Here is a 25,407-nt window from a genome sequence, read left to right on the forward strand (position 1 = left end):
ACCTCGTCGCGCCCTGTTAAGCGCAGCCCATGCGCGAAGGCCTCCTGCCAGCGACGGTCGCGACCGTCCTCGAACTCTCCATCTCGGGCGAGAAGGCCCGGGCCCTGACCGAGCTGCTCGGCGAGGTGTTCGACCCGACCGAGACCGCGATTTCCGCCTTCGAGGTCGAGCAAGGCGTGACCACGCTCTCGATGAACACGCCGTGGAAGGTCGAGATCTACTTCGCCAATCCGCCGGATGAAGAGGCGGTGCGGGATCTGCTGCGGCCGATCGTCGGTGATCTGGTCGATGAGACGCCCTTCGCCACCGTCAACACCAAGGATTGGGTGGCCAACAGCCTCGACGGGCTGAAGCCCGTGCGCGCCGGGCGCGTCCTCGTCCACGGCGCCCATGACCGCGAGGCGGTGCGGATCAATGACGTCGCCATCGAGATCGAGGCTGCGCTCGCCTTCGGCACCGGCCATCACGGCACCACCTCGGGCTGCCTGCTGGCGCTCGATGCCGAGCTGAAGAAGCGCCGCCCGCGCCGCGGACTCGATGTCGGCACCGGCACGGGCATCCTGGCGCTGGCGCTGGCGAAGCAGATCCGGCGCAAGGTCGTCGCCGGCGATATCGATGCCGTCGCGGTGGAGGTCTCGGCCCACAATGCCCGGCTGAACCATGCGCCACAGGCGCTCGACCTTTACGTCGCGCCCGGCGTGCGCCACGCCAAGGCGGCGCGGCCCGGCCACTTCGACCTCGTCTTCGCCAACATTCTGGCGGGCCCGCTGAGGCGCCTTGCCCCCTCGCTGGCCCGGATCCTGGCCCATGACGGCACGCTGATCCTGTCGGGCCTGCTCGCGATGGATGTGCCCGGCATCGTTTCCGTCTACCGGCACCAGGGGATTTCCCTGGCGAGCCATTCGCTGCGGGACGGCTGGGCCACGCTGGTCATGAAAAAAGGCGGCGCAGCCCCGAGGCCGCGTCGCCCTGCCTGATCCCCGGCGCCGTATGACCGGCGCGGGATCGTTTCTCAGAAGCCCAGCGGGCCGTACTTCGCCTCGGTTTCCGCCTGCAGGCTGCGGGCGTCGTGCCAGACGGCGACGGTGAACTTGGCGGCATCGACGATCTGCTCGGCGATGTGCTTGATGAGAGCGATCATGATCTTAGGTCCTTTCGAAGGCCCGGCGCAAAGCGCCTGGCGGCGGATCATCAGCGGTTGAAGGGAAGCGGCTCGCCGCTCGACAGTGTCGCGTAGGGAAGGCCGCCCAGCACGATGCCGGTCTCGTTGATCGTCAGGTTGCGGGCGCGCAGCTCGCGCTCGGCGCTGATGCGACGGCTCTCGATCATTGCGGCATAGAAGCGCTTCAGCAGTCCTGGGGCCTGGCGCTCCGCCCGCGTCGTCGCGGCGATCACCGGCACCGGCAGGATGTCGGCATTGTTCAGTACGTAGGTCATGGGCCATCTCCCGAAAAACGAAGGACAGTCCCGGTCGCTTCCTCGTTCTCTTATGCTCCTAAAGTAGGATCATGCTGCACTTGCGAGAAGGAGACTTCGCAGATGCGAAATATGCGCTGCACGCATGTCGAAGTTTGATCTACGTTAAGGAATGTCTTCATTTGCATAGCTAAGCGGCGACTGCCTTGAATGGCGGCAGGCCGCGCCACTCGTACGAGCAGGACGGTGACAGCGCTTTTGGCTGGCGTGGCGAGCCCGCCCGCATGAAGATGCGCGCACTCTGCCCTGGACGAGACCATGACCGATTCGACCCTGCCGACCTGCCGCTTCCAGTCCTTTTCCGAGCCGAGCGACCCGGCGCATGTCGCCGGCCGCGTCGCCGCCTTGCGCAAGGCGCTGGCGGCGCAGGGCCTCGCCGGCTTCGTCGTGCCGCGCGCCGACGAGCACCAGGGTGAATATGTGCCCGCTCATATGGCGCGCCTGGCCTGGCTGACCGGTTTCACCGGCTCCGCAGGCCATGCCGTGGTCCTGGCCGACAAGGCGGCACTGATCGTGGACGGGCGCTACACCATTCAGTCGGCGGCGCAGACCGACACCTCCGTCGTTACGCCCGTGCGGATGGAGGAGACGCCGCTGGAACGCTGGATCGAGCAGAACCTGCCGGCTGGCGGCGAGCTCGGCTACGATCCCTGGCTGCACACGGTCGATGGTGTCGCCAGGCTGGAAAAGGCGGCCGCCGCGGCGGGGGGCAAGGCCGTGCCGCTCGCGCCGAACCCGATCGATGCGCTCTGGACGGATCGCCCTGCCCCGCCCGCGGCGCCGGTCAAGGCCCACCGCGCCGATTACGCTGGCGAGGACACAGCCGCCAAGCTCGGCCGCGTCCGCGACGCGCTCGCGGAGGCGAAGGTCGATGCGCTGGTCGTCTCCGATCCGCACGCCCTCGCCTGGCTCTTCAATGTCCGCGGCGGCGATGTCGAGCACACCCCGTTGCCGCTCGGCTATGCCATTGTCCCGCGCGAAGGCAGGCCCACCGTCTTCCTCGCCTCCGAGAAGATCACCAACGAGGCGGGGGACGCGATCGGCGCCGTCGGCGAGATCGCGGCGCCGGCCGCCCTCGGACAGGAACTGAAGCGCCTCGGCGCCGCCAAGGCCAAGGTCCGCCTGGACGCTGCGACGGGTGCCTCGGCACTCGCCACCCTCATCCGCGACGCGGGCGGCACGCCTGATGCCGGCGCCGATCCGATCGCGCTGATGAAGGCCCGCAAGAACGCCGCCGAACTCGCCGGCACCCGCGCCGCCCATCTGCGCGACGGCGCGGCGATGACGAACTATCTGTCATGGCTGGCCCGGGAGGCCCCGAAGGGCGGCCTGACGGAGATCGACGCGGTCGCGGCCCTCGAGCAGGAGCGGCTCCGCACGGGCCTGCTCAAGGACGTCTCCTTCACCACCATCGCCGGCGCCGGTCCCAACGCCGCCCTGCCCCATTACCGCGTCACGGAAAGCAGCAACCGGCGTCTCGAGCCGGGCATCTTCCTGGTCGATTCCGGCGCGCAATACGAGGACGGCACGACCGACATCACCCGCACCATCGTCATCGGCGAACCGACGGAGGAGATGCGCGACCGCTACACCCGCGTGCTGAAGGGCCATGTCGCGATCTCGCGACTGGTCTTCGCCAAGGGCACCTCCGGCGCGCAGCTGGATGCCTTCGCCCGGCTTCCGCTCTGGCAGGGCGGCTTCGATTTCGACCACGGCACTGGCCATGGCGTCGGCAGCTATCTCTCGGTGCATGAGGGGCCGCAGCGGCTGTCGAAGCTCGGCACCACGCCGCTGGAGCCCGGCATGATCCTCTCCAACGAGCCGGGCTACTACAAGCAGGGCCATTACGGTATCCGCATCGAGAACCTGATCGTGGTCGAGGAGCGGGCCATTCCCGGCGCCGAGCGCGTGATCTACGGCTTCGAGACCATCACCTGGTGTCCCTATGAGCGCGCATTGATCGAGAAGAGCCTGCTCGACCCAGGCGAGATCGCCTGGATCGACGCCTATCACGCCAGCGTTCTGGAGAAGATCGGGCCGCAGGTCGAGGGCGATGCCAGGGCCTGGCTGGAGACAGCCTGCCAACCATTGTAGCGCGGGACCCTATGCGTCTTTGCGAGCGCAGCGAATCCCTGCGCTCCTCGCAATGACTAAAAAGGGCTCAGCCATAGGCAAGCACCTCCTCCCGACGGGGAGGAGGACGCAAATCATCCGGCCGCCCTGAACGCGACCACGGCAGCGACGCCGACCGCGACCACCCCCAGCAAAGGCAAGCGCGTCGCCGCCAGCGCGGCGATGGCGGCCGCCGCCGTTTCGGGCCAGCCCGTCGCGAGCGCGCTCGGCGCGATCACCGCCACGAGCACGGCCGGCGGGATGGCGTCGAACGCCGCCTGCGCTCGGGGCGACAGGCTGAGCCGTCCCGCCAGGGCCAGCCCGGCGACGCGCGTCGCATAAGTGACGATAGCCATGCCGAGGAAGGCGAGAAGGTTGATCGGATCGAGGCTCATGGCCCGGCCTCGTCGATCACGATCGGTCGGGTCTGCGGGGCGTCATCCGCAGCGATCCAGGCCGCCGCCAGCCCGGCGACGGCACCGGCCGCGACATGCCAGGGCGGGCCCGCCAGCCGATAGGTCACCGCCGAGGCCAGGCCCGCCGCCGCGACCGTCCAGAAGGTCACGCGTCCTTTCCAGAAGGCTGCGACGAGCGCGATGAACAACGCCGTGAAGGCGAAATCCGCACCGAGCCGCTTCGGGTCGCCCAGCACGGCACCGATCGCGGCGCCCAGCGTCGAATTGATCAGCCAGCCCAGCACGAAGGGGATGACCATTGCGAACCAGTAAGCCGGCGTCAGCCGGTGCGTGCGCGCCCGCTTCTCGGCCAGCGCCCAGTTCTCATCGGCCATGTAATAAAGCCCGAGCAGCTTCTGCCAGCGGCCGAACCCCTGGAGCTTGGGCGCCAGCGAGGCGCCCATCAGCACATGGCGCGCATTGATCAACAGCGTCGAGAACACCAGCGCCGCGATGGGTGCCGGGTTCGCCCAGAGCTCGATCGCGGCGAACTGCGCTCCGCCCGCGAAGACCATCGCGCTCATCAGGAAGACCTCTAGCGGCGAGAGCCCCTTGCTCGCCGCCACAGCCCCGAACAGCAGGCCGATCGGCGCCGCCGCCACGGCAGCCGGCCAGATATCGCTCAGGCCGCGCCGGATATCGTCGCGCATGCTGGACATGACGAAAATCTCTCTCGAAAGGCCGGCTCAGCCGGCATGCGCCGCGCGGAAGGCGCCGGGCGTCACGCCCAGCCGCGCCTTGAAGGCCCGCGTCAGATGCGGCTGGTCGCAGAAGCCGGTGGCGGCCGCGACCTCGCCCGGCATCTCCCCGCGCCGCAGCCGCTCCCGCGCCCGCCGAACCCGGACATCGACCAGATAGGCATGCGGAGTCAGCCCGGTCTCGCGCCGGAAGGCGCGGATCAGGTGATGGCGCGGCAGGCCGGCGAGCTGCGCCAGATCCGCCAGCGACAGATCCTCGTCATGACGCGCCTCGATCAGCCGCTTCACTCGCGCGACAGGCCCCTCTTCCCGGCCGACCTCGCGCCGGGTCAGATCGGCGTGCCGTGCCAGCATATGGGCGTAGGCGCGGATCAGCGCCTCTTCGCCGGCGAGCGCATCGGCGCCTTCCTCCAGCAGCCGATGGGCTGCTCCGAACAGCGCGGCTCCTTCGGCATCCTGCACAACGGGCTCGCGGAAGAACGGCGTGCCGGTGGCCGGCCGCCCGCTCAGCGAGGCGGCGATCTCGCTCATCAGCTCGACGGTGGGGTAGCTCATCCGATAGCGGTAGCCACCCTCGCTCGGCGCGCCGTCATGCACATCGAGCGGATGGTTCATCACGATGTCGCCCGGGCCGGCATGAAGCGTCTGCCCGCGCGCATGCCAGATCTCGCATCCCATCTCGATCGTCCCGATCGCATAGGTGTCGTGGGCATGCGGCGCATAGGCATGGGTGCGGAACGTCGCGGCCAGGAATTCCAGCCCGCCGAAGCGACGCGCCGCGAAGAGATGCGCGCTCTCGCCCGCCCGAAGCGGGGTTTCCAGCAAGGCCTCTTCCTGCGTGATCGACTGCATGGACCAAGGTTAGCGCAGATGCCCGCCACCCTGTCTTGAAGAAAAGTGATGCTGGCGATCGCCCCTACGGAACAACGCGGCACAGCGGGCCGTTGCCTCAAGGAGCGCCGCCCGACGGCGCCTTTTTCGAGAGATTCCTCATGACCCTGCGTCCGATCGCCTTGTTCTTCACCGCGGCCCTGCTCGCCCTGCCCGTTGCCGCCAGCGCCCAGGGCATTCCGCGTGGCGCGGCCACCGGCGCCCGCGTCGGCAACGAGGCGGCCGGTCCTGTGGGCGGGGCGGTCGGTGGTGTCGTCGGCGGCGCGGTGGGCGGCGTGACCGGTGGCGTCAAGGGCGTGCTCGGCGTGCCGCAGAAGACCTCGGTCGGCGCCGGGCACCGCCGCCACCACATGAAGCGGCACCGCCATCACCGCTGATCGCGCCTGAAACAGGACCAAAAGCCGCCGGTTGTGCCGGCGGCTTTTTCGTGCCTAGCCGCCGACCAGGTCGAACCAGCCGGCCTCGTCGATCACCTCGACGCCATGTTTGGCCGCATCCTTCAGCTTCGAGCCGGCGCCCGGTCCGGCCACCAGCAGATCGGTCTTGGAAGACACCGACCCCGCCACCTTCGCGCCGAGCCGCTCGGCCATCGCCTTGGCCTCGTCCCGCGTCATCCGCTCCAGCGCACCGGTGAAGACCACGACCTTGCCGGCGACGGGACTCGCCGTCGCCACTGCCTCCAGCGGCTGCGGCGCGACCTCGACCAGCAGCCGGTCGAGCATCTCCTGATTGTGCGGCTCGCCGAAGAACTGCAGCAGCGCTTCGACCACGGTCGGGCCGACACCGTCGATGGCATCGAGCTCCTGCCGCTGCGGTGAGGCCGGATCGGCCGCCGCCGCGACAGCCTCCCGCAGCCCCTGGAAGGAGCCGTAATTGCGCGCCAGCAGGCGGGCGTTGGTCTCGCCGACATGGCGGATGCCGAGCCCGAAGATGAAGCGGTTGAGCGGCGGCCTGCGCGCGGCCTCGATGGCCTCGAACAGCTTCTTCGCGCTGACCGCGCCGAAGCCCTCCTTGTCCTTCAGCTTCTTGAAATTGGCCTCGTCTCGCGCGGCCAGCGTGAAGATATCGGCCGGCGCCTTCACGGGCAGGTCGGGATCGGTGTGAAAAAACTCGATCTGCTTGTCCCCCAGCCCGTCGATGTCGAGCGCATCGCGAGAGACGAAATGCTTCAGCCTCTCGACGGTCTGTGCCGCGCAGATCAGCCCGCCGGTGCAGCGGCGCACCGCATCCTCCTTGCCGGTGCGCGGATTATGCTCCCGCACCGCCTCGCTGCCGCAGATGGGGCAATGCGTCGGAAATACATAAGGCACGGCATCCGCCGGCCGCTTGCTCAGATCGACGGCCGCGACGCGTGGGATGACGTCGCCGGCGCGCTTCACCGTCACCGTGTCACCGACGCGGATGTCCGGAGGCTCGCCGTCGCGGATGCGCTCGCCCTTGGAATCGTAGCCGCGGATATAGTCCTCGTTGTGCAGGGTGGCGTTCGTCACGACGACCCCGCCAACCGTCACGGGTTTGAGCCGCGCCACCGGCGAGAGCGCGCCCGTGCGGCCGACCTGGATGTCGATCGCCTCAAGGATCGTGGTGGCGAGCTCGGCCGGGAACTTGTGCGCGATCGCCCAGCGCGGCGCCCGCGAAACGAAGCCCAGCCGCGCCTGCAAGGAAAGATCGTCGACCTTGTAGACCACGCCGTCGATGTCGTAGCCGAGCGTGGCGCGCTGGCTCTCGATCAGTCGGTATTGCACCACCATCTCCGCGACGCTCTCGCAGCGCTTCATCAGCGGGTTGGTGCGGAAGCCCCAGCGCTCGAAAGCCTCGACCACGCCGCTCTGCGTGGCGGCCGGCAGAACGGGCATCTCGCCCCAGGCATAGGCGAAGAAGCGCAGGGGGCGTGCGGCGGTGATCGTCGCGTCGAGCTGGCGCAGCGAGCCGGCCGCCGCATTGCGCGGATTGGCGAATTCCGGCAGCCCCTTCTCGCGCTGACGCTGGTTGATGCCCGCAAAATCGGCATGGCCGAGATAGACCTCGCCGCGCACCTCGGCGATTTCGGGCACGTCCTCGCCGGTCAGGACATGCGGAATCTCCGAAATGGTGCGGGCATTGACCGTGACGTCCTCGCCCTCCTCGCCATCGCCGCGCGTCGCGGCGGAGACCAGCTCGCCCTTCTCGTAGCGCAGCGACAGCGAAAGCCCGTCGATCTTGGGCTCGGCAGTGAAGGCGATGCCGGCCTCCTCCTTCCGGCCGAGGAAGCGATAGACGCGGGCCGCGAACTCGGCCACGGCCTCGTCCGAAAAGGCGTTGTCGAGCGAGAGCATCGGCACGCGGTGGCGGATCTTGGCGAATTTGCCCGACGCCTTGGCGCCAACCTTGCCGCTGACGCCGTCGGCATCCTTCAGCTCGGGAAAGGCCTCTTCCAGCGCCACCAGCCGCCGACGCTTCGCGTCGTAGGACGCGTCGTCCATGATCGGCTGGTCGTCCTGGAAATAGGCGTCGTTCGCCGCCTGCACCTCGGCGGCGAGCCGCTTGTGCTCGAGTCTGGCGCGGCGCGGCGTCAGCTCCGCCACGGATGTTTCCGGGGAAGCGGTGGGGTCGGTCTCGCTCATGGCGACAGCATTAAGCGAGAAGGCGCCGACGCGGAAGGTCAGGAGCGGCGCCCCTCACAACCCCGCGAAGAGCAGCGACAGGCGCGACCGGAACGCGTATGCTCAGCCCACTGCGAATTGGAAGCTCGACGCCGGACGGCCGTTGACGCCAAGGATCGGATCGACGGAAGCGTGGCGAACCGGGCTCGAACCGGGATAAGCGCCATGACCCATTACGAAGCGACCCTGCACCGTATCCACGCGGACGAGACGCCGCGTGTCCGCACCATCACCACCGCCGACCTGAAGGACGCCCTGCATTGCGGCTGGGAAGACTTCAAGGCCCAGCCCAGCCACCTCGCCTTCGTCGCGTTGATCTATCCCCTCGCCGGCGTGCTGCTCGCCCAGCTCACGGTGTCCTACAACATCTTTCCGTTGCTGTTCCCGCTGCTCGGGGGCTTTGCCCTGCTCGGCCCCTTTGCTGCGATAGGCCTCTACGAGATCAGCCGGCGGCGCGAACTCCGGATGGATTCGTCATGGCGCCACGCCTTCGACGTTCTGCGCTCGCCCGCGATCGGCCAGATCCTGCTGCTCGGGCTGCTGCTGACCGGGCTCTTCCTCGCCTGGCTCGCCAGCGCCTGGCTGATCTACCGGGCGCAGCTCGGCCTTCCCGCCAACGTCTCGACCACCGACTTCCTGCGCGCGACCTTCACCACCTTCGACGGCTGGGTCATGATCGCACTGGGCAATTCGGTCGGGCTGCTCTTCGCCATCCTCGCCTTCGCGATCTCGGTGGTCTCGTTCCCGCTGATCATCGACCGCCATGTCGACATGGCGACGGCCGTGCGCACCTCGATCGCCGCGGTCGAGGCCAATCCGCGCGTGATGCTCTATTGGGGCCTTGCCGTCACCGGGCTTCTGGTGCTGGGCTGCCTGCCGCTGCTGGTTGGGCTGGTCGTCGCCATGCCGGTCCTCGGCCATGCGAGCTGGCATCTCTATCGGAAGGCCGTCGGCTGAGCCGGGAAGGAACCTTTCGCCACCGATGGTTGTTCATTTCCGCGACAGGGGCCGCTCGGCCCATCCGTTTCGGGGGCTTTCCATGAACAACATCATCTATATCGTCGGCCTGATCGTCGTCGTTCTCGCGATCCTTTCCTTCCTCGGCCTGCGCTGAGAAAGGAAATCCGCCGGAGCTTCGGCGCCGGCGGGAAGGACGACTGACAGGTCCGGCAATCAGCCGCGGTCGTCGCGCCGCGGCTTTTTGCTGCCGAAGGGCTTGCCACCCGGGCGCCCAGGGCCATCGCCACGGGGCTTGTCGCCGAACGGCTTCTTGACGAAGGGCTTCTTGGCCGCAAACCCCGGCCTGTCGCCGCTCTCGGCTGCACGGGCCGCATACGGCTTCGGCCCACCGCGGAAGGAGCGGTTAGGGTCGTTCACGCCCTCGCGGTCGCTGCGCGCGGGATCGTAGCTGCGCTCGCCCTGCGGCTTGCCCTTTCCTTCGAAGGCCCTGGCCTTGCCCTCGTAGGGCTTGCCGCGGCCCTCGGCGGGCTTGCCATCATGCGCGTCCCGGCCGAAGGGCTTCTTCACATAGGGCTTCTTCTCGAAAGGCTTCTTCTCGAACCCACGCTCGCGGGGAGCCTCGGAGGCCGGACCCTTGGCGTCGAAGGAGCGCGCCGCGCGCCGCTCCTCGGTCGCAGGCTCGATGGTGATCCGGTCGCGGTCCTGGCCTTTCGCCGCCTCGTAGAAGCGCTCGGCGACCTCGGCGTCGATCTCGACCTTGGTTTCCGTGTCGAAGATGCGGATGGCGCCCACCTCCTCGCGGGTGATGTGACCGCGGCGGCACAGCATCGGCAGGAGCTGGCGCGGATCGGCGCCCTGCTTGCGGCCGATATCGAGCCGGAACCACACAGTCTCGCCACGCGGGCCACCCGCCTGCCTGTGCGGCCGCTCTCCGTCCTCGCCGTCGCGCCCGAAGGGGCGGCGCTTGGCGGCATAGTCCTCGTTCGTGCGAGGGGCGCGCTGCACCTCGCGGCCGAAGCCCGGATCGCCGGCCTCCTCTGCGGCGGGCAGCCGCGAGCGATAGAGCCTGACCAGAGCGGCGGCGATCTCGCGCGCCTCGCGGCCCGCCATCAGCGCCTCGACCATGCCGGCATCGTCCTCGCCCTCCTGGCCGGAAAGCAGCGGATCTTTCAGCAGGCGCTCCTGGTCGAGCGCATGGATCTCCTCGGCCGTCGGCGGGCCGATCCATTCGGCCTCGAGCTTGGCTTCCATCAGCAGCCGCTCCGCCTTGCGGCGGCGGGAAGGCGGCACGAGGACGACGCTGATGCCCTTGTTGCCGGCGCGCCCGGTGCGGCCGGAACGGTGCTGCATCACCTCGGAATCATTGGGCAGCTCGGCATGGATGACGAGATCGAGCCCCGGCAGGTCGATGCCGCGGGCCGCCACGTCGGTCGCGACGCAGACGCGCGCGCGTCCGTCGCGCAGCGCCTGCAGCGCCGCGTTGCGCTCGTTCTGGCCGAGCTCGCCCGAGAGCGCCACGGCGGTGAAGCCGCGCTCCAGCAGGATCGCCTCGAGATGGCGCACCGCGTTACGGGTGTTGCAGAAGACCAGCGCCACCGGCGCGTTGTGGAAGCGCAGCAGGTTGACGACCGCGAGTTCCGCCTCCTTGGGGTAGCAGCGCACGGCCTTGTACGCGATGTCGGCATGGCCGCGGCGGGCCGCCTCGACCTCGATCCGCAGCGCATCCTTCTGATAGCTTTGCGCGAGCTGGATGATCGCCTTCGGGAAGGTCGCCGAGAACAGCAGGCTGCGCCGGCCTTCCGGGGTGGTCTTCAGGATGTATTCGAGATCGTCGCGGAAGCCGAGATCGAGCATTTCGTCGGCCTCGTCGAGCACGACGGCGCGCAACTCCGACACGTCGAGGCGGCGGCGCTCGATATGGTCGCGCAGGCGCCCGGGCGTGCCGACGACGATATGGGCGCCCTCTTCCAGCAGCATCGCCTCGCGGCGCGGATCCATGCCGCCGACGCAGGAGATCACCTTGGCGCCGGCATGCTCATAGAGCCAGGCGAGCTCCCGCTGCACCTGCAGGGCCAGTTCGCGCGTCGGCGCGATGATCAGCGCCAGCGGCTTAGCCGCGCGGCCGAGCCTCTCGGCCCCGCCCAGCAGCGTCTCGCCGATGGCGAGCCCATAGGCGATCGTCTTGCCGGAGCCGGTCTGCGACGAGACCAGAAGGTCACGCCCGCGGGCGTTCTCCTCCAGCACGGCATTCTGAACCGGGGTGGGCTCTGCATAATTGCGGTCGGCGAGCGCGCGCGCGAGCGACGGGCTCGTGAGAGAAAAGGACATGGACTTAAAGGACCTAAAGTGTTGCGGCGCGGACGGACGAACGGCGCAGGAAGCCCGCGCCCGATGCGCACGGCTATCGATTGACGCAAGGCCATAGACCAAAATCCGCAAAAAGGGAATGCGCAGGTCGCGGCGCCACACACAGGGCGGGTCCGCCCGCAACGAGCTTCATCAGGGATGCCGACCTCCCTAAAGCTGCGAACCGGGAGATCGCACCATGACCCATCGCTTCGGCCGCTATGAACTGACCCCGCTGGTCGATGGCGTCTTCTCGACCTCCTCCGAGGTGCTGATCCATCCCGCCGGCGAAAGTGCCCGCGCCGCCGCGATCGCCAAGGTCGGTCCGAAGATCAGCATCGTCGTGAACTGCTTCGCGCTCGCCGGCGAGGACGGCCTCACCCTGATCGACGCCGGCACCGGCCCGAGCTGGGGCGAAGCGCTGGGCCATGCACCGGCCGCCATGGCAAAGGCCGGCATCGCGCCCGAGGCGGTGAAGCGCATCCTGCTCACCCATCTCCATGGCGACCACGCGCTCGGCCTCTTCGACGGCGACAAGCCCGTTTTCGCGAACGCCGAGATCGTCGTGCCGGCTTCCGATTTCGCCTTCTTCGGCGATGAGGCAAAGCGCGAGACCGTTCCCGAGAACAAGCGCGGCGGCTTTGCCATCACCGCAACCTTGAAGAGGCTCTATGCCGGCCGCATCCGGACAGCCGCGCCGGGCGAGGTGATGCCGGACATCTCGCTCATCCCCCTGCCGGGCCACACCTATGGCCATAGCGGCTATCTGCTGGAAGGCGGCGCTCAGCCGCTGCTGTTCTGGGGCGACGCGCTGCACCTGGCCGGCCTGCAATCGGCCGATCCCGATCTCGGCCTCGCCTACGATCTCGACAGCGCATTGGCGATCCACTCGCGTCGCGGCGTTCTGGAGCGTGCGGCGAACGAAGGCTGGCTGGTGGCCGGCTCGCATGTCGAAGGCATCAGCCGCGTCGAGCGATCGGGACAAGGCTACCGGCTGGCGCGGACGGACTGAGGCGCGCTCGACGGGGCCTTTAGCCCCGCCGCCCGGCCGCCTCGAGCAGCCGCCCCGCTGCAGCCCGCGCCTCTTCCGTGATCGAGGCGCCCGCCAGCATGCGGGCGATCTCCTCGCGTCGCGCCTGATCGGCGAGTGCGGTCACGCCCGTCACGGTGCGCGACGCCTCGCCTTCGCCGGCTGCCGATTTCGCGATCAGGAAATGCTGGCCGGCCTTGGCCGCCACCTGCGGCGCATGCGTCACCGAGATCACCTGCACCCGTTGCGCAAGGCGCGCCAGGCGCTCGCCGATGGCATCCGCCACCGCGCCGCCGACACCGGTGTCGATCTCGTCGAAGACCAGTGTCGGCGCCGAGCCCTGCTCGGCCAGCACCACCTTGAGCGCCAGCATGAACCGCGAGAGCTCGCCGCCGGACGCCACTTTCATCATCGGTCCGGGCCGCGTGCCGGGATTGGTCTCCACCCAGAACTCGACACGGTCGAACCCTTCGGGACCGCGGGCAGCCTCGTCGCTCTCCACCCGGGTGATGAAGCGGGCCCGCTCCAGCTTGAGTGGCGGCAGCTCGGCCTTGACCGCGGCATCGAGCCGGGCTGCCGCCGCCTTGCGCGCTTCGGAGAGCGCTTTCGCCTGCCCGGCGAAGACCGCCTCCGCCTCCGCCAGCTCGGCTTCGAGCCGGCCGAGCGAGGATTCACTCTCGTCGAGGGCGGCAAGATCGCTCGCCATCGTCGCAGCGAGGACCGAAAGCCCGTCGACCGGGACATCGTATTTCCGGCCCGCGGCCCGCAGGGCGAACAGCCGCTCCTCGACACGCTCCTGCTCGCGGGGATCGTATTCGGCCGCCCGCATCGCGGCGGACAGCGCCTCGCCGGCCTCCTCCAGAGCGACGATCGCCGTGGTGAGGGCGGCGATGGAAGGATCGACCAGCTCCGGGGCCTGGCCGGCGCGGCGCTCCAGCCGGCGCAGCACGGCCGCGAGTGCCGGTACGGCCGAGCCCTGCCCGCCGACGGCCTCATGCGCCTCGATCAGGTCGCGGGCCACCTTCTCGGCCTGCATCATGCCCTGCCGCGTGGCCGCGAGTTCGTCTTCCTCGCCCGGCCTGGGCGCCAGCTTGCCCAGTTCCTCGACCGCGTGGCGCAGGAAATCCGCTTCCTTGCGGGCCGCCTCGACGCGCAGGCGCTGGGCCTGCAGGGCCTGCCGCGCCCGCTTCAGCGTCTCGCTCGCCGCTGCGACGGCCTGCGCCTGGCTTTCCAGACCACCGAAACCGTCGAGCAGTGCCCGGTGCTGGGCCGGATCGGTCAGCGCGCGGTCGTCATGCTGGCCATGGATCTCGACGATCGCCGCGCCGATCATCCGCAGGATCTGGACCGAGACGGGCTGGTCGTTGATGAAGGCGCGCGTGCGTCCATCGGCATGCTGGACACGCCGCAGGATGAGATCGCCCTCGGTGTCGATGTCCTGCGCCTGCGCCAGCTTGCGCGCCGCGTGCTCCAGCGGCAGGTCGAACACCGCGATCACCTGGCCCTGGCTCTCGCCATGGCGCACCAGCGAGCCATCGCCGCGGCCGCCGAGCGCGAGAGCGAAACCGTCGAGCAGGATGGATTTGCCGGCGCCCGTCTCGCCCGTCAGGACGCTCAGGCCCTCGCGGAACCCCAGATCGAGCCGGTCGATCAGGACGATGTCGCGGATGGAGAGCTGCGCCAGCATCGGCGTCAGTCCGCCAGCGTCGAACCGAAAAGTGGATTCCACTTTTCGGGCAAACTCGATGCTGCAGCGATGATATAGATCATCAGAACAGCGTCCGGATGGACGCGCGATGATCTATCGAGCCGGCCGTGGTGCCAATGGCTCGTCATGCGGCCACCGTCAGAGACGGTTGATCCCGACGATGCCGCCGACCGTGCGCGTGAAGCCCTGGAAGGCGCGGCTGATATAGGAACCGCGATCCTCGCGCGGCTCCAGCCCGCCGCTCTGCAGCAGCGCATAGGCGTCCTTGTACCACGGGCTGTCGGGGAAATTGTGCCCGAGCACGGCTGCCGCCGTCTGCGCCTCGCTGGTGATGCCCATCGCCATATAGGCCTCGGTCAGGCGCTCCAGCGCCTCCTCGACATGGCGGGTGGTCTGGTACTTGATGATGACCTCGCGGAAGCGGTTCACCGCCGCGGTGTAGTTGCGCTTCTGGAGGTAGAAGCGCCCGACATTCATCTCCTTGGCCGCGAGCTGGTCCATCGCGACCAGGAGCTTTTCCTTGGCGTCGAGGACGTATTCGGACTTCGGATAGCGGGCGATCAGTTCCTGGAGCGCCTGGATCGCCTGGGCTGTCTTCTCCTGGTCGCGCGTCGCGTCCGGGATCTGGTTGTAATAGGAGACGGCAACGATGTACTGCGCATAGGCCGCGTCCGGGCTCGCCGGGTTCTGGGCGATGAAGCGCTTGCCGGCGGTGATCGCCTCTTCCCACTTCGAGGCCTGGAAATTGGTGTAGGCCGTCATCAGCAGGCCCTTGCGGGCATAGGGCGAGAACGGCGCGGATTTGTCGATGTCCTCGAACTTCTTCGCCGCGCCCTCGCTGTCGCCATTCTGCAGACGGGCAAGGCCCTCATTGTAGAGCTTGTCTGCGGGCGTCGGCGGGGTCAGGTCCGGCTTGTAGACTTCCGGCTTGTCGAACGGATTCAGCGAGGACAGCGTATCGCAGCCGCCGAGCAGCATGGCGGCACCGAGCGCCAGGGCCAGGCCCTTGCGCTGAAATGCGCCGCGATGGATTGCCGGAAGGCTTTGGCGCGTCACGCTCACGTCGTCAGTCCTCTTTCGATCGTCCCTGTTCGGGGAGCATGGCTTACCCCAGACGCCTGTCGCGCGCCACTGCCGAAAAGCAATTCCGGGCGGATTTCACAGCCATGCGGCATCTGCGACGCGAACAGGGCAATTCCGGGGCGGTTTTCGGAGGATCGACAGCAAGGCCGGCAAGGGGCAGCAACGGCGCGCTTCAGCGCCGAGGCATGGCCTCAGTGCAGGTCCGGCGCATAAGCGGCCGAAGCGAGGCCGGCGATCTGGGCATTGCGCGGGGCGGCAAAGACCGGCTGCGATTCGACGATCGCGAAATTGGCCCGGTCTGCGAACAGCGCCTCGAGAATGCGGACATTCATGCGGTGGCCGCCGCAATAGGAGCGGAACTCGCCGATGATCGGATATCCGGCGAGCGCGAGGTCGCCGATGGCGTCGAGCACCTTGTGGCGCACGAACTCGTCGCCATAGCGCAGGCCTTCCGGGTTGATGACCTTGTCCTCGCCCACCGCGACGGTGTTCTCCAGCGAGGCGCCCAGCGCAAAGCCGGCCTTCCAGAGTTGCTCGACATCCCGCATGAAGCCGAAGGTCCGGGCCTTGGAGATCTCGCTGGCATAGTCCTTGGCGTCGAGATCGAAGATCTTGCGCTGGCGGCCGATCACCGCCGAGTCGAAATCGATCTCGACATCCAGGCGGAAGCCCTGCTCGGCCGGCATCAGCTCGGCGAAGGCACGGCCCTGCTCGATGCGAACCGGCTGCAGCACCTTGAGATAGCGGCGGGCGGCGCCGAGCGTGACGACCCCGGTCGCCTCGATCGCGGCGACGAACTCGCGGGCGCTGCCGTCCATGATCGGCATTTCCGGCCCGTCGATCTCGACCAGCACGTTATCGAGGCCAAGGCCCATGCAGGCCGACATCAGGTGCTCGACCGTCGAGACCGAGGCCGGACCGCGATCGCCGATCACGGTGCAGAGCTCGGTGGCGCTGACCTTGGTATGCTTGGCGTGGATCAGCTGGGGCGGCATGCCCTCGATGCCGGTCCGCAGGAAGACGATGCCCGAATTGGCGCTGGACGGCTTGAGCGTGATGCTGGCGGGCGCTCCGGAATGGACGCCGATTCCGGTCAGGGTCACCGCCGTCCGCAGGGTCGTCTGCCGATCGAAGCTCATTCCGGTATCCAATCTCTGTGCGCCGCAACCGCTGCTTCAGGCCCTTGCCGGGCAGCTTGGCGGCGACATCCCCATCCGCCGATCAAACCGACTCGATGGGTTATCCTCTTGAAGCAGCCGCAACATAGGCTTCGGGAGCGGCCTCTCAAAATCACTCTTTCTTACGCTCTGTTACAGTCGGAGCGCGCGCTGCGAATGCACTTAAAAGGCTGAAAGATAAAGATTTTCTAACGACGACGAAGCCCGCCGCGGAAGACCGCGGCGGGCTCTGTTACAGGCCCGTCATATGGGCCGGATCAGTTCGCCTGGCGGCGCAGGAACGCGGGGATCTCCAGGTGGTCGTCCTCGCTGTTGCGGACCGGCGCCATGCGGCCATGCGGATCGAGCTGGCCCTGGGCCGGGCGCGGCGCCGGCTGCGGAGCCGGGCGGCGCATATATTCGGCATGGGCCGCGCTCGGAGCGGCGGCCTGCGGCACGGCCGGGGCCTGGCGCAGCTGGGCGGGAGCGGGAGCCGGCTGGGCCGCCTCCTCGTCCTCCTTGCGGCCGAAGCCGACGGAGGCGAGGCGCTGCATCAGCGACATGCGCTTCTGCTCGGCCGTCGGAGCCTGGGGCACGGGCTGGGCGCCGCGCTGGGCATGGAGCTGCGCCTGGCCGGGAGCCGGAAGATCCTCGATCCGCGGCATCCGGGTCGGGCGCACGGCGCGCTCCGGCATCGGCGGGATGAAGCTCTCCTCCATGTGCAGCGGCTGCTCATGGACCGGAGCGGGCTCCGGCGCGAGGGGGGCGGCGGCCATGGCCGGGCGCGGCTGCATCGGCTCGATGCGGATATCCTGCGTCACCTGCGCGGCGGGCGCAGGCTCGGCGGCGGGCATCATGCGGCTCGTCTCGATGGCCGGAACAGGCTGCGGGGCGGCGCGCATCGCCTGCGGCGCCGGCGCGGTGCTGCGCAGGCGGGCTTCCTGCTTCAGCCGCTCGGCGACCTGCGCGATGCGGGCCTCGGTCTCGTCGACCTCGCCCTGCTGCAGGATAGGCTTGTCGATGCCGGTCGCGACGACCGAGACGCGCACGGTGCCTTCCAGCGATTCGTCGAAGGTCGCGCCGACAATGATGTTGGCCTCGGAATCGACCTCCTCGCGGATGCGGGTGGCGGCCTCGTCGACCTCATAGAGCTTCATGTCGCGCCCGCCGGTGATCGAGATCAGCAGGCCGCGCGCGCCCTTCATCGAGATGTCGTCGAGCAGCGGGTTGTTGATCGCGGCCTGGGCCGCGGTCAGCGCGCGCTTCTCGCCCTGCGCCTCGCCGGTGCCCATCATCGCCTTGCCCATGCCGCGCATCACGGCGCGCACGTCGGCGAAGTCGAGGTTGATGAGACCCGGGCGGACCATCAGGTCGGTGATGCAGGCGACGCCCGAATAGAGCACCTGGTCGGCCATGCCGAAGGCGTCGGCGAAGCCGGTCGTCTCGTTGGCGACACGGAACAGGTTCTGGTTGGGGATGACGATCAGCGTGTCGACGGCCTCGTTCAGCTCGTTGATGCCGGCCTCGGCCATCCGCATGCGGCGCTGGCCCTCGAACTGGAACGGCTTGGTCACCACGCCGACGGTCAGGATGCCCATGTCGCGGGCGACGCGGGCGATGGCCGGCGCGGCGCCGGTACCGGTGCCGCCGCCCATGCCGGCCGTGATGAAGACCATATGCGCGCCCGCCAGGTGATCGCGAATCTCGTCGATGACTTCCTCGGCGGCCGCACGGCCAACCTCGGGCTGCGAGCCGGCGCCGAGACCCTCGGTCACCTGCAGGCCCATCTGGATGATCCGCGAGGAGCGCGACAGCGCGAGCGCCTGGGCGTCCGTGTTGGCGCAGACGAAGTCGACACCGTCGAGGCCCGCCTCGATCATGTTGTTGACCGCGTTGCCGCCCGCTCCGCCGACACCGAACACGGTGATCCGGGGCTTGAGTTCCCGGATGTCCGGGGCTTGCAGATTCATCGCCATGGTTGCCTCTTTTGATCCCTGTGACCGGCGCCTGGCGGGAGCCGTCTTGAGCTTCGTTTGACGCCGTGCCCACCGGGGTGGGCGGTTTACTCACTTACTCTTCGAACTTGGCTTCACCGGAAAACCGGTTCCCACTTTTCCGCGCCAAGTTCAGAAACTGTCCTTCAGCCACCGCCCGACGCGCGAGAAGTAGCCGTCCGTCCCCGTTGCGGCGTAGCGGCCGCCGGCCGCGCGGGGCTCGAAATGCTCGGCGCTCGCCACCTGCGGATAGACGAGCAGGCCCACCGCCGCCGCGAAGGACGGCCCCTTGCCGGCCTCCGGCAGTCCCTTGATGCCGAGCGGGCGCCCGGTGCGAACCTGGCCGCCCAGGATGCGCCGCGCGACCTCGGGCAGGCCGGTGAGCTGGCAGGCCCCGCCGGTCAGCACGACGCGCCGCCCGGCCTGGGCCGAGAAGCCGGCATTCGCCAGCCGGTCGCGCACCAGTTCGAGGATTTCCTCGACCCGGGGCTTGATGATGCGGATGAGATGCGATTTCGCCAGATGGTTCGGCATGTCGCGCTCGTCGTCGTCGACCTGCGGCACCGCGATCATGTCGCGCTCGTCGGAGGCCGATGAGATGCAGGAGCCGTGCAGCGTCTTCAGCCGCTCGGCCGCCGAGACGCGGGTCGAAAGGCCGCGCGCCACGTCCATGGTGATGTGATTGCCGCCGACGGCGATCGCGTCGGAATGCATCAGGTGGCCGCCGGAGAACACGCCGAGCGAGGTTGTGCCGCCGCCCATGTCGACCACGACGACGCCCATCTCGGCCTCGTCGTCGACGAGCACCGAGAGGCCCGACGCGTAGGGGGTGGCGACCACGGCCTCGACCTCGAGATGGCAGCGCTCGACCGCCAGCATGACGTTGCGCGCCGCCGACGCCTCGCTGGCGACGACATGCATGTCGACCGAGAGCTTCCCGCCGATCAGCCCGCGCGGGTCGAGCACGCCCGGCACACCGTCGAGCGCATAGCCGGTGGGCAGCGCATGGAGCACGGCCTTGCCGGGACGGATCGCATGCGTCGCGGCGGTGGCGAGCACGCGCCTGACATCCGCATCGCCGACCGAGCCGGAGCGCAGATCGACGCTCGCCGCGTAATGCTGAGAGCCGATGCGTCCGCCCGTCAGGTTGACGATGACCGACTGGACCTCGACCTTGGCCATGCGCTCGGCGGCGTCCACCGAGGCACGGATGGCGCGTTCGGCGCTTTCCAGGTCGATGATCGCGCCGCCCTTCAGGCCAAGCGAGCGCTGATGGCCGATACCGATGATGCGCGCCACATGGGTGCGGCCGCGCAGCCGCTCATTGGCTTCGGCCGGGTTCAGCTCGGCGATCAGGCAGACGACCTTGCTCGTGCCGATATCGAGGATCGAAAGGATCGCGCTCTTGCGCGACGAGAGCGGTCGCATCCGCGGCGTCAGGCCCTGGGAGGTGACATGGTTCACGCCTCGCCTCCCTTCTTCCTGGCCTTGCTGCGGCTCTTGAGCATGTCGGCGCGTGCGGCGGCAGCTTCCTCGGACAGGCGCGCGATCACGCGGCCCGGCTCGCGGAAGTCCAGCGACAGCACGTCCTTGTCCATGATGCGATCGTTGGTCTGCAGCGAGACCAGACGCTGCACCGCCACCTCGGGCTTCGTCTCGGGCAGGCGAACATCCATGCCGTTGTCGAGCTTCAGGCTCCAGCGCCGGTCGGAAACCAGCGTGCCGGCGCGGATATGCTCGGCCAGGGGGCCCGCTTCCTTGCGCAGCGCCAGATATTCGCTCGCGCGGATATTGGCGTTGGGACCCACCACCAGCGGCAGATAGGCGAAGCGCCCGTCATCCATCTTGTCGATCACCGCGCCGTCCGCCGCGATCACGAACAGCTCGCCCTTGACCTGCCACAGCGCATAGGGCTCGCGCTCCGTCAGCGCGATCGCGATCTCGCCGGGATAGAGCTTGCGGACCGCGGCCTCGCGGATGAGCGGGTTAGCCTCGAGCTGCTGGCGCGCCGCATCGGCATCGAAGAACGGCAGCGAGGTCTTCGAATCGATGCCGGCTGCCACCAGCACCTCCTGCTCGGAGATGCCGGAGAGCCCCGAGATCGTCACCCGATCGAGACCGAGCCCGAGGATGCGCGCGACGATGTCGCGCGGCGGGCCGTAACTGTCCTGGATCGACTGGTACTGGCCGCCGATCACCATGCCGCTGCCGAGGCAGAGCGACAGGAAGCCCAGCGCGAGCCAGGTGCCGACATTCCGCGGCAGCCTTTCGGCCAGCGGCTGGGAGCGCCTGGGGCGCCGGAGCCAGCGGCCCTGCCTTTCGCTGCCGATGAGCAGCTGGGGCGCTGGCGCCGCGGCCGGCAGGCGCGAGGAGGATCGTGCCGTCATCGCTTTCACCGATCGAGGGAGGCGTCCGCCACCATCCATTTGACGAGCTCACCGAAGTTCAGGCCCGCATGGGCAGCCAATTCAGGCACCAGGCTGGTCTCGGTCATCCCGGGCTGCGTATTGACCTCCAGCCAGACGAGCGTGTCGGTCTCGTCGTCGTAGCGGAAGTCAGATCGGCTGACGCCCCGGCATCCGATTGCTTGATGCGCCGTTAACGACCACTCTTCGATCTGCTGGTAAATTTTCGGTAAAATTTGAGCCGGGCAGATGTGGATCGAACCACCTTTTGCGTACTTCGCATCGTAGTCGTAGAACTCGCCGGTGGCGGCTCGGATCTCGGTCACGCCCAGGCTGCGCCCGTCCATGATGGCGCAGGTCAGCTCCCGCCCTTTGACGAAGCTCTCGGCGAGAAGCATGTCGCCGCAGGGCCAGTCCTCGCGGGCGATCTCCTGCGGCGGATGCTCGCGCCCCTCCTTCACGATCACGACGCCCACCGAGGAGCCCTCGTCGACGGGCTTCAGCACGTAGGGCGCCGGAAGAACGTGCGCTTTCGCCGCCTCGAAGCGCGAAACCGTGACGCCCGGCGCCACGCGCACGCCGGCCGCCGCCGCGACGATCTTGGCGCGGTCCTTGCGAATCGAGAGCGCCGAGGCGAGCACACCGGAATGGGTGTAGGGAATGCGCAGGATTTCGAGCACGCCCTGGATCGTGCCGTCCTCGCCGAAGCGGCCATGCAGTGCGTTGAAGGCGGCATCCGGCTGCAGCTTCGCCAGCACCTCGGCAATGTCGCGCTGCACGTCGATTCGCGTCACGCGGTAGCCTTCGGCCTCCAGCGCCCGCGCGCAGGCAGCCCCGCTGTTGAGGCTGACCTCCCGCTCGACGGACCAGCCGCCCATCAGAACCGCCACATGCTTCGTCATCGACGCTTCGCTCCTGCGCTCACGCCGAACTTCGGTTAACCATGGTTAACGCGTGGTTAATTCCGGTGCCGCTGTCGGCTCAGGACGCGCGGGCGATGCCCAGCCGCTTGATCTCCCAGTGCAGTTCGACGCCGGAGTGTTCGCGCACCCGGCGCCGCACCTCTTCCCCAAGCCCCTCAACATCGGCGGCGGTGGCGCCGCCGGTGTTGATCAGGAAGTTGCAGTGCATCTCCGAGACTTGCGCGCCGCCGACGCGCAGGCCGCGGCAGCCGGCCGCATCGATGAGCTGCCATGCCTTGCCGCCCTCCGGATTCTTGAAGGTCGAGCCCCCGGTGCGCTCCTTGATTGGCTGCGCCGCCTCACGCGCCGCCGTCACCCGGTCCATCTCGGCCTGGATCGCAGCCCTGTCGCCGGGCCGCCCCTGGAACAGCGCCGAGGTGAAGATCACATCGGCAAGACTCTCGGCGCTCTTGCGGTAGCTGAAGCCCATATCGGCGTGGGAAAGCGTGACGCTCTCGCCGCCGCGCCGGACGCCGCGCGCCTCGACCAGGACGTCCGTCGTCTCGCCGCCATGGGCACCGGCATTCATCCGCAGCGCTCCGCCGATGCAGCCTGGAATGCCGCGGAAGAAGGCGAGCCCGTCCAGCGCCGCATCCGCCGCAGCCCGCGCCACCTTGACGTCGGGCACGGCCGCACCGGCTCTGAGCCTGCCGCCATCGACCTCGATACCGGCGAAGGCCTTGCCGCCGAGCCGGATCACCAGCCCAGGAATGCCGCCGTCGCGCACGATCAGGTTGGAGCCGAGACCGATCACGGTCACCGGAATCTCCTCCGGCAGCCGGGCCAGCAGATACGCCAGATCCTCCTCGTCGGCCGGCGTGAAGAGCAATTGCGCCGGGCCACCCACCCGAAACCAGGTCAGGGCCGAAAGATCCTGATTCGCCAGCAGCCGCCCTCGCAGATCGGGGGCGGCGGCGCGGATGGCGGCAGAGAGGTCGGGAAAGGTCATGGGCCGGCGCTGCTCAGCCCTTCAACGCCGCGAGTTCCCCCGGCAGCGCATAGGCCCATTGGGTGATGTTGCCGGCGCCCAAGCAGACGACGTAGTCGCCAGGGCCCGCCAGTTCGGCCACCATGCCGGCGAGCTTGCCGGGAGCTTCCAGCGGCAGCACGTGGCGGTGGCCCCGCGCCCGGATGCCGGCGACCAGCGAATCGCGGTCCGCTCCGGCGATCGGCGCTTCGCCAGCCGCATAGGTGTCGGCCACGATCACCGTATCGGCATCGTTGAAGCAGGCCGCGAAATCGTCGAACAGGCTCGAAAGGCGGGTGTAGCGGTGCGGCTGTACGATCGCGACGACCTTGCCCTTGGTCGAGGCGCGCGCTGCGCGCAGCACGGCGGCAATCTCGACCGGGTGATGGCCGTAATCGTCGAAGACCAGCGCCCCGTTCCATTCGCCGGTCTTGGTGAAGCGCCGCTTCACGCCGCCGAAGCCGGCCAGCGCCTCCCGGATGCGCTCGACCGGAATGCCGAGATCATAGGCGACCGCGATGGCCGCCGTGGCGTTCAGCGCGTTGTGGTGGCCGGGCATCGGCATCATGAGGTCGCGGACGACCTCGTCCTTGCCCGTCTTGCGGTCGCGGATCAGCAGGGTGAAGCGCGACTGGCCGCCTGTGAGATCGATGTCGAGCAGGCGGAAATCGGCCTGGGGATTCTCGCCATAGGTGACGACGCGGCGGTCGGTGATCTGCCCGACGAGGCTCTGCACCGTCGGATGGTCGATGCACATCACGGCAAAGCCGTAGAACGGCAGATTTTCCACGAAGCTGCGGAAGGCCGCCTTGATCGCGTCGAAGGTGCCGAAATGGTCGAGATGCTCGGGGTCGATATTGGTGACGATGGCGACATCCGCCGGCAGCTTCAGGAAAGTGCCGTCCGATTCGTCGGCTTCCACCACCATCCAGTCGCTCTCGCCCATGCGCGCATTGGTGCCGTAGGCGTTGATGATGCCGCCATTGATCACGGTCGGGTCGAGCCCGCCCTTCTCCAGCAGCGTCGCGACGAGCGAGGTGGTGGTGGTCTTGCCGTGGGTGCCGGCGATGGCGACGGCCGTCTTCAGCCGCATCAGCTCGGCCAGCATCTCGGCCCGGCGCACCACCGGCAGGCGCCGGGCGCGCGCGGCCACCAGCTCGGGGTTGTCGCCCTTGATCGCGGTCGAGACGACGACGACCTCGGCATCGCCGAGATTCTCGGCCTTGTGGCCGACGAAGGTGGTGATGCCCTTTTCGGCGAGGCGCTTCACATTGGCGCCGTCCGATGCGTCGGAACCCTGCACCTTGTAGCCGAGATTGTGCAGGACCTCGGCGATGCCGGACATGCCGATGCCGCCGATTCCGACGAAATGGATGGGGCCGAGCTTCGGCGGCAGCTTCATGATCCTGCGGTCCTGTCAGTTCTGGGAATGCGCGGTGGCGATCACGAGATCGGCCAGGCGGTCGGCAGCGTCGGGGATGCCGGCGCTCTTCGCGTTTGCGGCCATGGTCGTCAAGTGCGCCGGCTGGGCGATCATCCTGGAGAGTTCGGCTGCGAGATGGCGCGGGGTGAAATCGGCCTGGAGGATGCGCATCGCGCCACCCTCCTTTTCGAGGAAGGCCGCGTTCGCCGCCTGGTCCTGGTCGAGCGAACCGGGCAACGGCACCAGAATGGCCGGCCGGCCGATCACCGTCAGCTCCGCCACGGTGGAAGCGCCCGAGCGGCCGATGACGAGATGCGCCGCCGCCATCTGGGCCGGCAGGTCCTTGAAGAAGGGCGAGATCGTCGCGCGCACTCCGAGCGTGTCGTAGCTGCCGCGCACGCGCGCGTCGTCCTCGACACGCGCCTGCTGCACGATGGAGAGCCGCGCACGCTCGGTGTCTGTCAGAAGCTGGACGGCTTGCGGCACGATGTCGGCCATCACCCGCGCGCCCTGGCTGCCGCCGAAGACGAGGAGCCGGACCTGGCCCTCGCCGGGCCAGCCATAGTCCTGCTCCGCCGCTTCCAGCACCGCGGGGCGGACGGGATTGCCGACATGGCGGCACTTGGCCTTCAGGGCGTCGGAGAGGCCGCCCACCTCGGCGAAGCCCGTCGCGATCAGCGTGGCCCGCCCGGCGAGGAAGCGGTTGGCCCGCCCCATCACCGCGTTCTGCTCGTGGATCACGGTCCGCACGCCGGCCAGCGACGCGCCCAGTACCGGCGGCACCGTGGGATAGCCGCCGAAGCCGACGAGGACGGCGGGTTTGACTCGCCCGATGATGCGCCGCGCCGCGAAAGTGCCCTGCGCGAGCTTGAGCATCGCGCCGGCCATCTTCAGCGGGGACCGCCCGGATGGGGTCGCTGCCGGCACGGCATGCAGCGCTTCGGCGGGGAAGCTGCCGGCATATCCGGCGGCGCGCGTATCGGTCATCAGCATGACGCGGGCGCCCCGCGCATGCAGCGCGTGGCTCAGCGCCTCGGCGGGGAAGAGATGGCCGCCGGTCCCGCCGGCCGCCAGCATGATGAGAGGAGCCTCCGCCAT

Annotated in this window: 23 protein-coding genes; 6 read left to right on the forward strand and 17 right to left on the reverse strand. The window is 68.7% G+C overall.

Annotated elements, in window-relative coordinates; genetic code table 11:
• The first annotated feature begins 29 nt into the window (after nucleotides 1–29).
• Nucleotides 30–977 carry a 50S ribosomal protein L11 methyltransferase gene (locus BW981_RS05950; protein WP_076437220.1) on the forward strand — a complete coding sequence of 316 codons (948 nt, stop codon included), beginning with the start codon at nucleotides 30–32 and terminating at the stop codon, nucleotides 975–977.
• Between the two features lie 35 nt (nucleotides 978–1,012).
• On the opposite strand, the gene BW981_RS23590 is transcribed toward BW981_RS05950, so the two are convergent.
• A complete protein-coding gene (locus BW981_RS23590; protein ID WP_280174180.1) occupies nucleotides 1,013–1,141 on the reverse strand; it encodes a hypothetical protein in 129 nt (42 codons plus the stop codon).
• A gap of 50 nt (nucleotides 1,142–1,191) precedes the next feature.
• Nucleotides 1,192–1,437, reverse strand: a complete 246-nt coding sequence (locus BW981_RS05960) for a hypothetical protein (RefSeq protein ID WP_076437223.1) — start codon at nucleotides 1,435–1,437, stop codon at nucleotides 1,192–1,194.
• A 297-nt stretch (nucleotides 1,438–1,734) separates the two neighbouring features.
• Here BW981_RS05960 and BW981_RS05965 point away from each other — a divergent pair, with 297 nt between their 5' ends.
• Entirely contained in the window at nucleotides 1,735–3,570 is a 1,836-nt protein-coding gene (locus BW981_RS05965) for an aminopeptidase P family protein (RefSeq protein ID WP_076437225.1), read from the forward strand.
• Between the two features lie 113 nt (nucleotides 3,571–3,683).
• Here the strand turns inward: BW981_RS05965 and BW981_RS05970 are convergent, their stop codons facing one another.
• Genes BW981_RS05970 through BW981_RS05980 form a run of 3 tightly spaced genes read right to left on the reverse strand, consistent with a single transcriptional unit; the run spans nucleotide 3,684 to nucleotide 5,593 of the window.
• Nucleotides 3,684–3,983 carry an AzlD family protein gene (locus BW981_RS05970; RefSeq protein ID WP_076437226.1) on the reverse strand — a complete coding sequence of 100 codons (300 nt, stop codon included), beginning with the start codon at nucleotides 3,981–3,983 and terminating at the stop codon, nucleotides 3,684–3,686.
• Nucleotides 3,980–4,702 (reverse strand): AzlC family ABC transporter permease, encoded by a 723-nt coding sequence (locus tag BW981_RS05975; RefSeq protein ID WP_076437228.1) that lies wholly within the window; start codon nucleotides 4,700–4,702, stop codon nucleotides 3,980–3,982. Before BW981_RS05975 ends, BW981_RS05970 begins: the two co-directional genes overlap by 4 nt.
• A gap of 27 nt (nucleotides 4,703–4,729) precedes the next feature.
• Nucleotides 4,730–5,593: an AraC family transcriptional regulator gene (locus BW981_RS05980; protein WP_076437229.1), complete on the reverse strand. Its 864-nt coding sequence runs from the start codon at nucleotides 5,591–5,593 to the stop codon at nucleotides 4,730–4,732.
• Between the two features lie 140 nt (nucleotides 5,594–5,733).
• On the opposite strand from BW981_RS05980, the gene BW981_RS05985 reads away from it, so the two are divergent.
• Nucleotides 5,734–6,009 (forward strand): hypothetical protein, encoded by a 276-nt coding sequence (locus tag BW981_RS05985; protein WP_076437232.1) that lies wholly within the window; start codon nucleotides 5,734–5,736, stop codon nucleotides 6,007–6,009.
• Nucleotides 6,010–6,063: 54 nt separating this feature from the next.
• Here the strand turns inward: BW981_RS05985 and ligA are convergent, their stop codons facing one another.
• The gene (ligA, locus tag BW981_RS05990; protein ID WP_076437234.1) at nucleotides 6,064–8,235 is read right to left on the reverse strand and encodes an NAD-dependent DNA ligase LigA; all 2,172 of its coding nucleotides are present in this window, start codon (nucleotides 8,233–8,235) and stop codon (nucleotides 6,064–6,066) included.
• A gap of 204 nt (nucleotides 8,236–8,439) precedes the next feature.
• On the opposite strand from ligA, the gene BW981_RS05995 reads away from it, so the two are divergent.
• Both BW981_RS05995 and BW981_RS23595 read left to right on the forward strand, forming a co-directional pair.
• Complete coding sequence (locus BW981_RS05995) at nucleotides 8,440–9,231, forward strand: DUF2189 domain-containing protein (RefSeq protein ID WP_076437236.1); 792 nt, start codon at nucleotides 8,440–8,442, stop codon at nucleotides 9,229–9,231.
• A gap of 25 nt (nucleotides 9,232–9,256) precedes the next feature.
• The gene (locus BW981_RS23595; RefSeq protein WP_280174181.1) at nucleotides 9,257–9,388 is read left to right on the forward strand and encodes a hypothetical protein; all 132 of its coding nucleotides are present in this window, start codon (nucleotides 9,257–9,259) and stop codon (nucleotides 9,386–9,388) included.
• A 59-nt stretch (nucleotides 9,389–9,447) separates the two neighbouring features.
• Here the strand turns inward: BW981_RS23595 and BW981_RS06000 are convergent, their stop codons facing one another.
• On the reverse strand, nucleotides 9,448–11,562 hold the full coding sequence (locus BW981_RS06000) for a DEAD/DEAH box helicase (protein WP_076437238.1): 2,115 nt from the start codon (nucleotides 11,560–11,562) through the stop codon (nucleotides 9,448–9,450).
• A gap of 217 nt (nucleotides 11,563–11,779) precedes the next feature.
• Here BW981_RS06000 and BW981_RS06005 point away from each other — a divergent pair, with 217 nt between their 5' ends.
• Nucleotides 11,780–12,592, forward strand: coding sequence for an AidB family quorum-quenching N-acyl homoserine lactonase (locus tag BW981_RS06005; RefSeq protein ID WP_076437240.1), 813 nt, complete (start codon nucleotides 11,780–11,782; stop codon nucleotides 12,590–12,592).
• Nucleotides 12,593–12,611: 19 nt separating this feature from the next.
• On the opposite strand, the gene recN is transcribed toward BW981_RS06005, so the two are convergent.
• The 10 genes from recN to murG form a co-directional block, all read right to left on the reverse strand.
• Complete coding sequence (gene recN, locus BW981_RS06010) at nucleotides 12,612–14,297, reverse strand: DNA repair protein RecN (protein WP_076437759.1); 1,686 nt, start codon at nucleotides 14,295–14,297, stop codon at nucleotides 12,612–12,614.
• 159 nt (nucleotides 14,298–14,456) lie between these two features.
• The gene (locus BW981_RS06015; RefSeq protein ID WP_280174186.1) at nucleotides 14,457–15,320 is read right to left on the reverse strand and encodes an outer membrane protein assembly factor BamD; all 864 of its coding nucleotides are present in this window, start codon (nucleotides 15,318–15,320) and stop codon (nucleotides 14,457–14,459) included.
• A 272-nt stretch (nucleotides 15,321–15,592) separates the two neighbouring features.
• On the reverse strand, nucleotides 15,593–16,540 hold the full coding sequence (lpxC, locus tag BW981_RS06020; RefSeq protein ID WP_076437242.1) for a UDP-3-O-acyl-N-acetylglucosamine deacetylase: 948 nt from the start codon (nucleotides 16,538–16,540) through the stop codon (nucleotides 15,593–15,595).
• Between the two features lie 296 nt (nucleotides 16,541–16,836).
• Nucleotides 16,837–18,534: a cell division protein FtsZ gene (gene ftsZ, locus BW981_RS06025; RefSeq protein WP_076437244.1), complete on the reverse strand. Its 1,698-nt coding sequence runs from the start codon at nucleotides 18,532–18,534 to the stop codon at nucleotides 16,837–16,839.
• 150 nt (nucleotides 18,535–18,684) lie between these two features.
• Nucleotides 18,685–19,980 (reverse strand): cell division protein FtsA, encoded by a 1,296-nt coding sequence (gene ftsA, locus BW981_RS06030; protein WP_076437762.1) that lies wholly within the window; start codon nucleotides 19,978–19,980, stop codon nucleotides 18,685–18,687.
• A 32-nt stretch (nucleotides 19,981–20,012) separates the two neighbouring features.
• Nucleotides 20,013–20,939: a cell division protein FtsQ/DivIB gene (locus BW981_RS06035; RefSeq protein ID WP_244560236.1), complete on the reverse strand. Its 927-nt coding sequence runs from the start codon at nucleotides 20,937–20,939 to the stop codon at nucleotides 20,013–20,015.
• Between the two features lie 5 nt (nucleotides 20,940–20,944).
• The gene (locus BW981_RS06040; RefSeq protein ID WP_076437247.1) at nucleotides 20,945–21,859 is read right to left on the reverse strand and encodes a D-alanine--D-alanine ligase; all 915 of its coding nucleotides are present in this window, start codon (nucleotides 21,857–21,859) and stop codon (nucleotides 20,945–20,947) included.
• 79 nt (nucleotides 21,860–21,938) lie between these two features.
• On the reverse strand, nucleotides 21,939–22,868 hold the full coding sequence (gene murB / locus BW981_RS06045) for a UDP-N-acetylmuramate dehydrogenase (protein ID WP_076437248.1): 930 nt from the start codon (nucleotides 22,866–22,868) through the stop codon (nucleotides 21,939–21,941).
• 13 nt (nucleotides 22,869–22,881) lie between these two features.
• Nucleotides 22,882–24,288, reverse strand: coding sequence for a UDP-N-acetylmuramate--L-alanine ligase (gene murC, locus BW981_RS06050; protein WP_076437250.1), 1,407 nt, complete (start codon nucleotides 24,286–24,288; stop codon nucleotides 22,882–22,884).
• A gap of 15 nt (nucleotides 24,289–24,303) precedes the next feature.
• Complete coding sequence (gene murG, locus BW981_RS06055) at nucleotides 24,304–25,407, reverse strand: undecaprenyldiphospho-muramoylpentapeptide beta-N-acetylglucosaminyltransferase (RefSeq protein ID WP_076437763.1); 1,104 nt, start codon at nucleotides 25,405–25,407, stop codon at nucleotides 24,304–24,306.

Origin of the sequence: Allobosea sp. TND4EK4 (genome assembly GCF_900156025.1) — a bacterium.
GTDB lineage: Bacteria > Pseudomonadota > Alphaproteobacteria > Rhizobiales > Beijerinckiaceae > Allobosea.

What these genes read in the sequence shown, in the direction of transcription:
- BW981_RS05950 (WP_076437220.1), top strand. Translation starts at nt 30, where the DNA reads ATGCGCGAAGGCCTCCTGCCAGCGACGGTCGCGACCGTCCTCGAACTC.
- BW981_RS23590 (WP_280174180.1), bottom strand. Translation starts at nt 1,141, where the DNA reads ATGATCGCTCTCATCAAGCACATCGCCGAGCAGATCGTCGATGCCGCC.
- BW981_RS05960 (WP_076437223.1), bottom strand. Translation starts at nt 1,437, where the DNA reads ATGACCTACGTACTGAACAATGCCGACATCCTGCCGGTGCCGGTGATC.
- BW981_RS05965 (WP_076437225.1), top strand. Translation starts at nt 1,735, where the DNA reads ATGACCGATTCGACCCTGCCGACCTGCCGCTTCCAGTCCTTTTCCGAG.
- BW981_RS05970 (WP_076437226.1), bottom strand. Translation starts at nt 3,983, where the DNA reads ATGAGCCTCGATCCGATCAACCTTCTCGCCTTCCTCGGCATGGCTATC.
- BW981_RS05975 (WP_076437228.1), bottom strand. Translation starts at nt 4,702, where the DNA reads ATGTCCAGCATGCGCGACGATATCCGGCGCGGCCTGAGCGATATCTGG.
- BW981_RS05980 (WP_076437229.1), bottom strand. Translation starts at nt 5,593, where the DNA reads ATGCAGTCGATCACGCAGGAAGAGGCCTTGCTGGAAACCCCGCTTCGG.
- BW981_RS05985 (WP_076437232.1), top strand. Translation starts at nt 5,734, where the DNA reads ATGACCCTGCGTCCGATCGCCTTGTTCTTCACCGCGGCCCTGCTCGCC.
- ligA (WP_076437234.1), bottom strand. Translation starts at nt 8,235, where the DNA reads ATGAGCGAGACCGACCCCACCGCTTCCCCGGAAACATCCGTGGCGGAG.
- BW981_RS05995 (WP_076437236.1), top strand. Translation starts at nt 8,440, where the DNA reads ATGACCCATTACGAAGCGACCCTGCACCGTATCCACGCGGACGAGACG.
- BW981_RS23595 (WP_280174181.1), top strand. Translation starts at nt 9,257, where the DNA reads ATGGTTGTTCATTTCCGCGACAGGGGCCGCTCGGCCCATCCGTTTCGG.
- BW981_RS06000 (WP_076437238.1), bottom strand. Translation starts at nt 11,562, where the DNA reads ATGTCCTTTTCTCTCACGAGCCCGTCGCTCGCGCGCGCGCTCGCCGAC.
- BW981_RS06005 (WP_076437240.1), top strand. Translation starts at nt 11,780, where the DNA reads ATGACCCATCGCTTCGGCCGCTATGAACTGACCCCGCTGGTCGATGGC.
- recN (WP_076437759.1), bottom strand. Translation starts at nt 14,297, where the DNA reads ATGCTGGCGCAGCTCTCCATCCGCGACATCGTCCTGATCGACCGGCTC.
- lpxC (WP_076437242.1), bottom strand. Translation starts at nt 16,540, where the DNA reads ATGAGCTTCGATCGGCAGACGACCCTGCGGACGGCGGTGACCCTGACC.
- ftsZ (WP_076437244.1), bottom strand. Translation starts at nt 18,534, where the DNA reads ATGGCGATGAATCTGCAAGCCCCGGACATCCGGGAACTCAAGCCCCGG.
- ftsA (WP_076437762.1), bottom strand. Translation starts at nt 19,980, where the DNA reads ATGCGACCGCTCTCGTCGCGCAAGAGCGCGATCCTTTCGATCCTCGAT.
- BW981_RS06035 (WP_244560236.1), bottom strand. Translation starts at nt 20,939, where the DNA reads ATGACGGCACGATCCTCCTCGCGCCTGCCGGCCGCGGCGCCAGCGCCC.
- BW981_RS06040 (WP_076437247.1), bottom strand. Translation starts at nt 21,859, where the DNA reads ATGACGAAGCATGTGGCGGTTCTGATGGGCGGCTGGTCCGTCGAGCGG.
- murB (WP_076437248.1), bottom strand. Translation starts at nt 22,868, where the DNA reads ATGACCTTTCCCGACCTCTCTGCCGCCATCCGCGCCGCCGCCCCCGAT.
- murC (WP_076437250.1), bottom strand. Translation starts at nt 24,288, where the DNA reads ATGAAGCTGCCGCCGAAGCTCGGCCCCATCCATTTCGTCGGAATCGGC.
- murG (WP_076437763.1), bottom strand. Translation starts at nt 25,407, where the DNA reads ATGGCGGAGGCTCCTCTCATCATGCTGGCGGCCGGCGGGACCGGCGGC.